The sequence below is a fragment of the Nonomuraea sp. 3N208 genome (assembly GCF_052245935.1).
Classification (GTDB): Bacteria; Actinomycetota; Actinomycetes; order Streptosporangiales; family Streptosporangiaceae; genus Nonomuraea.
Window position 1 is genome coordinate 242499 of record NZ_JBQQBR010000015.1, and the last position, 10104, is coordinate 252602.

A 10104-nucleotide genomic window follows, 5' to 3' on the forward strand; every position below is an offset into this window, starting at 1 on the left:
AGATCACCAGCCTTCTGATCGAGCGTCTTGCCGCCGTATCAAGGCCACTGCCACCGTCCGTGAGCGAGGAGAGGCGGGCTATCTGGGGCGCGGCCAGTCTCGGAAAGCGATCTTCCTGGCAAGTGCCACGTCAAGCGAAAGATCAGCCTCAGCAAGCGCGCTGTCCGGGACAAGCGGGCACAGCCCGGAATCTAGTGTGTCCCTGTGAGCAGGAGGCGATACGTCGCAAGAGGAGTGCCCGGCGGCTACCGAATATGGGACAACAAGGTACGCCGCTGGTGGGGTGACCTCTACGAACTCTGCCCCGACGAGCTCCTCAACGAATTGAACGGTGAGAAGAACCACGAGAAGCTCACTGAGCTGCTGAAACGGCACCGTGCCCAGAAGCGGTAGATATCAACGCGCGGTCCCGAAGCCGGTCTGCCGGGCCGATGAGACGCCCTTCAGCTAGGTGAGACGTATTCCAGACGGGGACGGCTGCTTGTGAAGATACGGACTTCTCCCCAGTCGCCATCGACGCGATATACCCCCCTTTCCGCCACGAGGCTGTCGATGTTGCCTAGATCTTCCTCGCCGGAGGCGTCGACGTACCGGTGCGGGGATTGCTTGATCCACTCCACGGCCGAGACGTCGTGGAAGGTGAGCGTGGCTTTGGCGTAGCAGTATTGCTGTCCGGGACGTGGGGGACGGTAGTACGGGTGCTCGGGGGTGAGTACGGCCTCGAGCATGAAAGTCAGCACCCCTGGCCTTTCGATGATGGCGAGGACGTAGCTGTCTTCCAGGTAGACCCCGTTCAACTCGGGGAACTTCGTATAGTCGATCATTGCAAGTCCCACTCGATCGGGGTGTGGTTGTCGGGGCTTGTCCGCGTCACAGGGTTGCCGAATGGGTCGGTTCGTTGTCCCCGCGCATTGCGGACCTCCACGTGGGGCGTCTCGCTGCCCGGCGTGCGCGGGCTGCCTTGCTTGATGGTGAGACGCACGATCCCATTCTCATCGACATACTTGGGCGGGCCGTTCGGCGTCTGCGTTCTGGTCCACCCCTGGGCCTTGGCGAACTCCTCCAGCTCGCTGGCCTTCGGTCTGGCCCCGCCCTGGAAGTAATCGCCAAGTCGCGCCTTGACGGATCCGCTCAAGCCGCTGGAGGAGCTGGATGGGCCGCCGCCGGAGGAGGGCTGTGATCCTGACGGCGGGTTGGCCTCTGAAAGCAGGATCCCAGCGGTGCCGAGCGCGCCGAGTGTGAGGAAGCCGGTGGTGATGGTGGGCACGAGGACCATGCCGCCTCCCGCCAGGGTGACGGCACCGACTGGCGGGAAGAAGACCAGGGCAGCGAGCAGCAGGGCTATCCCGCCGTACAGCAGCAGGTCATCTATGGCGTCCAGGACGTGCACGTTCGAGATGACGCGCTGGTCGAGGCGGGTGCCGGCGGCGAACGCGGTCAGGCTGACGGTGCCGAGAACCAAGGCTCCCGCCCCCGCGGCGATGCGGAACTGGATCCGTGCCGCCATCTCGGGGTCGGCGCCGCGCAGGGCACCGGGCAGCACGCGCAGCCCGGCGATGATGTGCCACGTGATGAGGGCCATTCCCGCCAGGAACAGGACGATGAGGAGCGGTCGCAGGATGGTCCAGCCGAGCACGCGCTGGATGCCGGCGATGCCCGGGGTCGTGCCGAGCAGGAAATAGATGAGTGGGGGAATTGTCAGGATCGCCCACACCAGCAGGGGCCAGTACCGCTTCAGCCAGGCGCTCTTGCCCGGCCGGGCGGGTCCGGGGATGCCGACGGCTCGCCAGCCCTGGGCGGTGCCCGTCCGGGCCTGCCGGTCCTGGGCCTGGGTGAGATGGTCCCGGGTCTGGGCGGCGAGGGCAAGGATCTCCCCGCGTGCGCCGGTGAACAGTGCGGTACGGCGAAGCAGTGCGTACCGTAAGATCATCCAGGTCGTCCAGGGTGGGCGGAGCATGCCGTATCGGCTGAGCACCACCAATCCGGACAGGCCAGTGGGCTGTTCTCCGGGGAGCAGCAGACGACGATGAGCGGCCTTGCCGGCACGAAGGACACGTGCGTCGGACCAGACGGCTAACCCCAGCGCGAGCAGCGGCCATAGGCCGCGCACCGGTTGAGCGGCGACGAACGGGGACGAGAGGACGGTGCCGAGGGTGCTGTCCTTGGACAGGGACACGTCGAAGTTCAATGCGGCGTGGTCGGCCCACACCAGCACCAGGAACATCGGCGCGGCCAGGCGGGCGAGCCCGCGGCCGCGCAGCAGCAGGCCGATACCGAGTCCGGCCAGGGCGGACCAGGTCAGGTGAAAGCTGACGTCGGGGGCGTCCGGAATACCCAGGGATTGGTAGGTGGTGGGGGCGGGGAGCCAAGAGGCCAGGGTGGTGCCGACATCGGGGACCAGGACGTTGCTGAAGCCGCGTGGGATCAGATAGCCATTCAGCGTGTCGATGGCCTTGCCGGCGTGGGCGGACATCCTGAACACCGCTTCCAACAGGCCGAAGCCCGCACCGAAGGCGGCTCCGAGCAGGAGATAGTCGGTCAGACGCCAGGCGCGGCGCAGCCGCGCCCACATCCCAATGATCAACAGCGGGATGACCTTGACGATCTCCTCGATGAGCGGGTCGATGGTGTATGCGGCCACGTTGACCACGCCGTAGAGCCGCTCACCGGCGAGCGCGGACAGGGTCCTGGTGTAGGCGAGCTGAAGCAGCACGGCTGTCATGCCGCAGCCATAGAACCCGGCCCCGACGGCCAGGAGCAGAGTGAGAACCCGGACCGAGCGGGTGCCCGAACCGAGTACGGCGAGCTGGAGGACCCCATAGCAGGCCGCGAACGCCATCAACACTGTGAGCATCGGCGTTTCCTTCCGCCGCGGGCATCAGCAGGCGGGACGTTACCTGCGCAGGAGATCAACCTCGCTCGATCGGCTCAAATAGGTAGGGAATGCGGCGGATCGGTGCGTCGGATGATGCAGAGCGTGTCCTGGTCCACCTCCTCGAACTGCTGATGGCAGTCCGGCTCAGCGTCGGTCGGCTTGATGGCTCGGGGATTTCTGACGCAGGGCTCGTCCGTGTTCCCTCTCCACCGGGGGTGTTGCTGGTTAACTGGGCGCGTGGTGCACACAGCAGAGGAATCTCCTGTGGTGCGGGAGTTGCGGACGTTCACCGAGTGGATCGGCGCTGGGCGGAAACTTACCGCTACCGGCCAGATCACAATGGCCGACGCCAGGACCTTGGTGGCCCTGCTCGACACCGGTGACGTGATCGACCCCGATATCGGCGGGCGGGTGTTCAAGACCACGTCCAGCGCCGAGCTGGGCGGATTGAGGCGGATCCTTTTCTGGGCGAGGGCGGCCGGACTGGTACGGGTGGTCAAGGGACGGCTTGTTCCGGTGAAGAAGGCGGCGCCGGTGCTCGCCCGCCCGCAAGCGCTGTGGCAGGCGGCGTTCGATGCGATTCCACGGCTGGCGGAGGCCGTGTGCCCGGCCGGGTGGTGGACCTCGCCGTTGCATGAGGAGTTCGCGCCGGTGGTGCGTACCCTGCTGACTCGCCTGTACGGCGGTCCCGTCCCGCTGACGGAGCTGTACGAGCTGTCGTGGGAGCGGGCGTCGGCGCCGTTCGTCATCGACAAGCCGGATCTCGCGCGGCGGAGCAACGATCAGGACACCGGCCGGCTGCTGGAGACGCTCGCGCACCTGGGCGCGATCGAGATCGCCGGAGAGCAGGCCGGGCTGACACCGCTCGGGTGGGATTCGGTACGGCGGGACCTTGGGGAGGCCGGTCCGGGCGAGCCGGTGTACGAGATCAAGGTGACGTTGCTGGACACTGATGCGCCGGTGGTGTGGCGGCGGCTTTTGGTGTCGGCGGGGATCTCGCTGGCTCGATTCCACCGCATCCTCGCGATGACCATGGGGTGGGAGGACTACCACCTGCACGTCTTCACCGTTGGCGAGCGACGCTACGGCCGGCCCTCGTCCGAATGGGAGGACGGCCTGCTGGACGAGACGGCGGTCACGTTGGCCGAGGCAGCAGGCGGCACGGGCGCACGGATCGGCTGGGAGTACGACTTCGGCGACAGCTGGGAGCACGAGATCGTCGTGGAGCGAGTGATGGAGGCGGAGGAGGGGGGCCGGTATCCGGCGGTCGTGGCGGGAGAGGGCGCGTGCCCGCCGGAGGACTGCGGCGGGACGTGGGGCTACCGCGAGTTCCGGGCAGCACTGGCCGATCCCCGTCATGAGGAGCATGAGCATCTGGTCCGCTGGGCGAGATTGACCAGCGGTGCCGAGTTCGATCCGGCGCGGTTTGATCTGGAGGGGGTCCGGCGCGCGGTGCTGACGATCGCTTGATCGGGCCGTCGGGGCGCGTCCTGCCGTTCGCTGCCGCACACCCGGCAGTCGCGGTCACTCGATCAGGTCGCAGAGACCTGGGCCCATCTCATCGCCGACCATGCGCAGGGCGATCTCGGCGCGGGAGGCAAGGACGAGAGGCGGGACCCCGGCCACCAGGTCGGCGTGCGTCAGCCGGTCGAGTGCGGCTCCCACCAGCGGTGCGGTCACCCGGAGGGCCGCCTGGAGTGCCACCCCGCCCGTCGAGCCGCCGTGCAGGACGATGTTGCGGCTGCGGTAGAGCCTGCGCAGGGAGATCTCGACATAGCGGCGCACCCGGGCGAGCACCGGGACTGGGTCGGCAAGTAGCGCCCGCATACGGGCGACTGCCGCGATGTCGCTCCTGCGGCGCCAGGAACGTTCCAAAGGAAGCGAGCGGCCCTGTGCCAGCTCAGTAGCGATCAAGATTGCGCGTTCCCGGTTGGAGGCGCACTGCTCCAGCCGTTCGGCCAGATCCCCGTCCCCAGTGCGCCGGATGCGATACGAGAGCGCGGTCAGCTCGGCCCGTGGCCAGGAGCAGGTGACCAGCGCGGCCGCACGTGAAGCGGCGACGACGCGCTCTCGCTCGTCGGGGTCCCGCGCCTCGGTCAACAGCGACTCCAGAGCGCTCCACCCGCCTGCGATGGCGGGGGCGACGGGGCCGTGGTTGAGGGCCGAGGCGATCTCCAGTGCCTCGTCCACGGCGCTGCGCCGCCGGTCGGCCAGGCGCTGCGGCTCGGCTCCGACCACGTAGAGCTGACGTTCGGCGGCCAGGGACAGGACCCGGGCGCCCCGTGCGGGCATCCGGAGCGGCATGGCGCCGCCCTGGTTGCGCACGACGGCTGTGTCGAACGGCGTCACCGACCCGGTCGAGGCGAAGCGGGCCCGAGCCTGAAGACGCTCCACCAGGTCAGAGACGATCTCCAGTGCCCGTTCCGCGTCCCTTGCCTCTACCTCGTACGAAAGGGCGCCGATGACGTGCGTAGCCGGTTTCGTTCCGGCGGAGGCCATGAGATCCGTGGCCTCGCGCGCGCCGATCCAATGGGGGAGGTCGGCGGCCAGCTCTTCCCAGTTGTGCAATGTGGCGAAGGGAACGACCACCGTCCAGCACGTCGGCGGCTGTGTCAGCAGCCCGGCGGCCTCGCTGATCAGATCTGTGGCCGACAGGCCGAGCCGGTCCTCACGGAGCCAGCGGTTGAGGCCGTCCATGCTGTGCCCGCTGTCGAGCAGATGAGAGGCGACCGCCCTGGCGACCTTCTCCGGTGGCGGTGGGTCGGCCTCGGCCACACATGCGGCCCAGCGGACGAGGTAGCCGGGACGGCCCAGGTCGATGAGGTGGCGCAACTTCCTGCGGCCGTCGCTCGCGACCGTCAGTGTCGTCCGCAGGCATTCCTGCAGCTCCCGACGGAAGGCCTTCGAGCCGAGCGCCGGGTCGTTGCCCAGCAGCCGCTCCATCTCGTGCCGTTGCCAGTCGAGCGCCGACTGGGAGAGCACCCGACGGTCGACCCATGTGCCCGCCTCATGCAGTTCCTCCAGAGCAAGGAAGGAACTGACGTCCCAGAGACGGCGAGGCCAGGGGGTCACGGTGCCGCTGAAGTTCATCATGCGCGCGGCGACGTGCTGGGAGTATGAAGAGGAAGGATCGCGCCCGGGAGGCGTTTTGTGCATGCTGCGAACCTTGGAATGAACGGAGGAATGTGTGAGCCTAGAGTGTCTACCTGACTACTGTGAGCATAGGGAAAGCGCGCGATCTGCGTATGCTGTACCATGAAAACGCCGGATGAGACGGCGACAAGCTTGTCCGGGGCTACGGCCCCCCAGAGGGCGTGATCGTTGAGATCACGCCCTCTGTTTTTTCTCCAGGTCGGGTCTCGGCGGTGGGCCTGCTCGAGGTGGTGTGACGCTTGAGCGGCGTAGTCGTCGAGAGAGTAGGCGTCCACCACGCCAGGCTTTCGTGCCATCAGCTCCCATGGAAACCGCAATGCTCCTCTAGCCGCCGGTGCTCGGGCAGACATCCTGGTAGGGCAGGTCCTCGAAGTGTCGGCCCCACTCGGCGCGGGTGAGCGTGCGGCCGGCACGCGTGCAGACATCGCCTGCCATTCGCGCCGGGTAGACGGTGAGTTCGACGATGCGCCGGCGGCGTCGGCGGCCCACAGGCTGGATCCGGCGAAGGTCGGGGAGGTGATGTCCGCGCCGCGGAGCGGGATCGCGCTGTCGAGGCGCCTGCGCGCCGCCATGTCCCACACTTGCGCGGTGCCCTCGTCGCCGGCGGCGAGCAGGTCGCCTTCGGCGTTGAAGACCAGCTGGTGGAGGTCTGCGTCCCTGTCGCCGCGGAGAAGTATCCGCTGGAGCCGGTCGTCACGCCAGAGCTGGATACGGCCGTGGCGGATGTCGGAGGCGAGCGTGCCGTCGCGGCTCATCGCCTGGTCGCGGATGGCCACATTTCTTGCCGGTCCCCACGTCAATGATCTCGCCGTCAGTGGTGAACAGCCGGCCGCCGCCCAGTGAGAACACCGCGTGGTCCGCCTCGCTGCCGGAGGTCCTGCTCTTCACGCCCGTACGGGCGTCGACGACGAGCAACTCGCCTGAGTCCGATAGGCGAGGGGGCCGGTCGCCGTAGGGTGTCTGTCGATGGCGACGCGTGTGCCGTCGGGGCTGAACGTCACCGCGCCGAGGTTCAGGTCCAGGTTGAGCGGCACGTTCCAGAGCAGCCTGCCTGTAGCGGTGTCCCACGCCCGGAGGGATCTGCCGCTGGTCGCCAGCATCCTGCTCGACGGATCGAAGGCGGCGGCCGAGTCGTACGAGGCGAGCCGTGCCATCGGCTTGCGGGCGCGCAACCATGCTGCCCTGGGCCTTGTGGGTGGGGTGGTCGGTGCCATGCGCCCCGTGTTGTGCAGTTCCTCCTTCACGATGCCCAGACGGGTGAGCGTTCGCTCGACGATGATCGCTACATCGTGTTTGAGCCGCCGGGTTATCTGCTGTTCTGAAGGAAGACTCGCCTCGTAGCCGCGCAGCTTCTCTTGATAGTCGTCCGTTGCGATGCCCGCCAGAGGAAGCAGCCCGGTGTCTCTGAATGCGCGATCGCACTTCCACTGTGCCGTTCATGTGCGCCGTTTTCGGGGTCTTCGCGATTGGCCGGGCCGGCGTTGTCATGTGATCACAGTTGGTGATTGTGAGGGATGACAGTGTGTGATCGTTGACCTGTTCATCCTGAAATGAGAAGCACCCGTGGTGGTGGATCATGTCCTCGCCGAAGAAACAGATCACTACCACGCGACGGGTGCATGGGACAGGATACGGGGTCGGCCCTACTCGGGTTAATCGTGTCAGAGTATTTGAGGGTCGAGTACGAAGCAGGCGGTGGCCGGTTGGTGCATGTTGTCCCGGAGCGCTCAAGTCCGCCGTTATGCCCGAGCTGCCGCCTGCCCGCAGGTCGGCCCAAACAGTGGGTGAATGCGCAGGCCGCGCATGTGCCGCTCGAACTGGCATTCAGCGCTGCGGCGAAAGCTCCAACGACTTTGCGGTTACGGCCGTGGACCATGACCCGACCTGGCGGCTAGTGCAGAACATGATGCTCCCGTTGGCGTTCTGCACCATTTTCGGCTTCTGACTCCTCTTTGAGAAATTCATGCCGCTTCGCATGGACGTGGACGTAATCGGAATAGTCGTACGGTATTCTAGTCCCAACGTTCGCGATAGTCATCGAGTACTTGAAGCGTTCCTCTCCGCGGCACCGACCTCGATGTGCGTCGGCAATTTGTTGCACACGGTGCCCTGAGAACCTCGCTGACGGCGTGCCCAGATCGAGACCGACAGAGAGGCGGCGTTCGCCCAAATCCGCCCAGAGATCGGCCGACTGTCGACCGACCTGGCGGGCCGGATCGTCGGTGAATCGCTGGAGGAGAACGTACGGCAGACCGACGTTGTGGAGCGCTTCCTGGACGAGCTGGAGAACCGGAATGGTCTCCCGAGAGAGCGTTTGATTTGAGTAGATTGCGGCTTATGTGCTAGTAGGTGCCTCGCCAGATTTGGGTGGTCTCGTCCGTTATGCGCTCGGTGAGGCGATGTAGATCATGGCTTGGGAACCGGTGGACAGGGTCTCATAGTCGCGGGTTAAACGGCGGTACAAGCATGAGCCAGCCCAGGCTGGGTTCGACGACCCAGCGGCGTTTGACCGTTTTCGGCCTGCTCGGACTTTCGCATTCTGGTGTACAGGAACAGTGCGATGCCGCCGCCGGGCGCCTACGACCTTCTCGACAGGGCGACAAGCCGGCCGAGCGACGACAGCGTTCAGGCGTGAAGGGCCGGCAGACGTGGGCGGTCGGCGGCCGCGATTCGATCAGGAGCCGGTACGGATTTTTACGCTACCGGGCACGGCACGCTGGTGCCGGAGCGGATTTGGTAGAGAACGACGTGGCGGAAGGCCACGGGGACCACGGCTCGGCCGATGCAGAGGACAAAGGCGCCGCCCGTCGAATGCAGGACCACCTGGCATCCGGGCGGCGGGGTGTTGTCGAAGGAGCCGACGCGCTGCCCGGGGACCGTGCCGTAGAAGGGGGTGCAGCTCGAGTACGTGATGGAGTTGGTCGGCTGGGAGAAGGCGGTGTCGGAGTAGAGGGTGAGCCGGGCTGTGGCCGTCGCATGGGCCGGAACGGCCGTCAGGGTCAGGGCGGAAAGGACCATGGCGGCTGCGTACGCGGCACGACCTCGACGTAGCAGGCGTAACATGGTATCCATTCACGCCCTGCGTTGAGCTGAGGTCTGGTTTGGGGGAGACGCGCCGGTTTCTGGTGAATGCAGGATCTTGGTATGGGTCGTCGTAGTTTGAGCTCGTGTCCGACCTCCCAGGAGCTCGGCCGTGAGGAGCTGTTGGCTGCTCTAGACGAGCTGAGGGCCGCGGTCGCGGAGCGGGATGCCGTGATCAGGGCGTTGCTGGCGGAGGTCGAGCAGCTGAAGCGGCGTGTGGGGATGGATTCGTCCAACTCCTCGATGCCGCCGGGTTCGGACGGTCCGTCAGCACGGGCGAAACGCGCCAAGAAGCCGAAAGAGCGCTCGCCCCGGCCGCGCGGTGGGCAGGCCGGGCACGAGGGGCATGCGCTGGCCTGGCGGAGCGATCCGGACCAGATCACCATCATCGCTCCCGACGCATGCGCCGGGTGCGGATCCACGCTGGCCGATCTGGCGGGGAAGGTCGTCGCGCGGGTGCAGATGTTCGACACTCCGCCGGTGAAACTCCAGGTCACCGAGTACCGGATGGTCAAGGTGACCTGCCCGGCCTGCCGGGGCGACGCCGCCCCACCGCGTGACCACGGCGTCCACCGCCTCCTTGACGGACACCGGATCGCCCAGATCGTAGTGAACCGCCATCCCGCCGATCTCGTCGGCCATCTCCTTGGCGCGCACCTCGTTGTCGCGGTACGTCAACGCGACGCGTGCGCCCTCGGCCGCGAACACCCGGGCCAGCGCGCCACCGATGCTCCCCGTTCCGCCGGTGATGAGCGCGACCTTGTCGTTCAGCCCCAGATGTATCCATTCAGGCCCGTCGTTGATCGTGCCGGGTTTGGGGTAGACGCGCCGGTTTCCGGATGAGTCGGGGTGTTGCGGGGCTGTGTTTGTAGTTTGAGAGGGTGTCCTCCACTGGTGACCCCGATGGCCTCAGCCGTGAGGAGTTGCTGGCCGCGTTAGCCGAGCGGGACGCGGTGATCGCGGCGCTGCTGGCCGAGATCGAGCAGCTGAAGCGG

At 66.7% G+C, this 10104-nt stretch carries 9 protein-coding genes and 3 pseudogenes; 4 read left to right on the plus strand and 8 right to left on the minus strand.

The features are described from left to right. The first annotated feature begins 204 nt into the window (after window positions 1-204). On the plus strand, window positions 205-393 hold the full coding sequence (locus tag ACTWPT_RS24185) for a hypothetical protein (protein ID WP_443179712.1): 189 nt from the start codon (window positions 205-207) through the stop codon (window positions 391-393). Between the two features lie 50 nt (window positions 394-443). Here the strand turns inward: ACTWPT_RS24185 and ACTWPT_RS24190 are convergent, their stop codons facing one another. Next, window positions 444-824, minus strand: a complete 381-nt coding sequence (locus ACTWPT_RS24190; RefSeq protein ID WP_443179713.1) for a hypothetical protein — start codon at window positions 822-824, stop codon at window positions 444-446. After that, the gene (locus ACTWPT_RS24195) at window positions 821-2854 is read right to left on the minus strand and encodes a PrsW family glutamic-type intramembrane protease (protein ID WP_443179714.1); all 2034 of its coding nucleotides are present in this window, start codon (window positions 2852-2854) and stop codon (window positions 821-823) included. The genes ACTWPT_RS24190 and ACTWPT_RS24195 overlap by 4 nt, the downstream gene beginning before the upstream one ends. A 258-nt stretch (window positions 2855-3112) precedes the next feature. Here ACTWPT_RS24195 and ACTWPT_RS24200 point away from each other — a divergent pair, with 258 nt between their 5' ends. Then, window positions 3113-4345: a plasmid pRiA4b ORF-3 family protein gene (locus ACTWPT_RS24200; RefSeq protein WP_443179715.1), complete on the plus strand. Its 1233-nt coding sequence runs from the start codon at window positions 3113-3115 to the stop codon at window positions 4343-4345. Between the two features lie 54 nt (window positions 4346-4399). On the opposite strand, the gene ACTWPT_RS24205 is transcribed toward ACTWPT_RS24200, so the two are convergent. Both ACTWPT_RS24205 and ACTWPT_RS24210 read right to left on the minus strand, forming a co-directional pair. Next, window positions 4400-6031: a hypothetical protein gene (locus ACTWPT_RS24205; protein WP_443179716.1), complete on the minus strand. Its 1632-nt coding sequence runs from the start codon at window positions 6029-6031 to the stop codon at window positions 4400-4402. A gap of 321 nt (window positions 6032-6352) precedes the next feature. After that, window positions 6353-6517, minus strand: coding sequence for a hypothetical protein (locus ACTWPT_RS24210; protein WP_443179717.1), 165 nt, complete (start codon window positions 6515-6517; stop codon window positions 6353-6355). A 92-nt stretch (window positions 6518-6609) separates the two neighbouring features. Here ACTWPT_RS24210 and ACTWPT_RS24215 point away from each other — a divergent pair, with 92 nt between their 5' ends. Continuing rightward, on the plus strand, window positions 6610-6831 hold the full coding sequence (locus ACTWPT_RS24215) for a hypothetical protein (protein WP_443179718.1): 222 nt from the start codon (window positions 6610-6612) through the stop codon (window positions 6829-6831). 81 nt (window positions 6832-6912) lie between these two features. Here the strand turns inward: ACTWPT_RS24215 and ACTWPT_RS24220 are convergent, their stop codons facing one another. The 3 genes and pseudogenes from ACTWPT_RS24220 to ACTWPT_RS24230 all read right to left on the minus strand — a co-directional run bounded on the left by ACTWPT_RS24220 (window position 6913) and on the right by ACTWPT_RS24230 (window position 9046). Beyond that, window positions 6913-7242 (minus strand): hypothetical protein, encoded by a 330-nt coding sequence (locus tag ACTWPT_RS24220; RefSeq protein WP_443179719.1) that lies wholly within the window; start codon window positions 7240-7242, stop codon window positions 6913-6915. Window positions 7243-8370: 1128 nt separating this feature from the next. Further along, window positions 8371-8538, minus strand: a pseudogene (locus ACTWPT_RS24225) (IS5/IS1182 family transposase); the annotation flags it as partial. 184 nt (window positions 8539-8722) lie between these two features. Then, on the minus strand, window positions 8723-9046 hold the full coding sequence (locus ACTWPT_RS24230; protein ID WP_443179720.1) for a hypothetical protein: 324 nt from the start codon (window positions 9044-9046) through the stop codon (window positions 8723-8725). Window positions 9047-9172: 126 nt separating this feature from the next. On the opposite strand from ACTWPT_RS24230, the pseudogene ACTWPT_RS24235 reads away from it, so the two are divergent. Continuing rightward, a pseudogene (locus ACTWPT_RS24235) lies at window positions 9173-9631 on the plus strand (DUF6444 domain-containing protein); the annotation flags it as partial. A gap of 78 nt (window positions 9632-9709) precedes the next feature. Here the strand turns inward: ACTWPT_RS24235 and ACTWPT_RS24240 are convergent. Further along, window positions 9710-9817: pseudogene (locus ACTWPT_RS24240) on the minus strand (hypothetical protein); the annotation flags it as partial. Window positions 9818-10104 lie beyond the last annotated feature (287 nt).

Excerpts from the sequence above, each read along its gene's own strand:
- ACTWPT_RS24190 (WP_443179713.1), bottom strand. The coding sequence starts at position 824 with ATGATCGACTATACGAAGTTCCCCGAGTTGAACGGGGTCTACCTGGAA.
- ACTWPT_RS24195 (WP_443179714.1), bottom strand. The coding sequence starts at position 2,854 with ATGCTCACAGTGTTGATGGCGTTCGCGGCCTGCTATGGGGTCCTCCAG.
- ACTWPT_RS24220 (WP_443179719.1), bottom strand. The coding sequence starts at position 7,242 with ATGGCACCGACCACCCCACCCACAAGGCCCAGGGCAGCATGGTTGCGC.
- ACTWPT_RS24205 (WP_443179716.1), bottom strand. The coding sequence starts at position 6,031 with ATGCACAAAACGCCTCCCGGGCGCGATCCTTCCTCTTCATACTCCCAG.
- ACTWPT_RS24230 (WP_443179720.1), bottom strand. The coding sequence starts at position 9,046 with ATGGTCCTTTCCGCCCTGACCCTGACGGCCGTTCCGGCCCATGCGACG.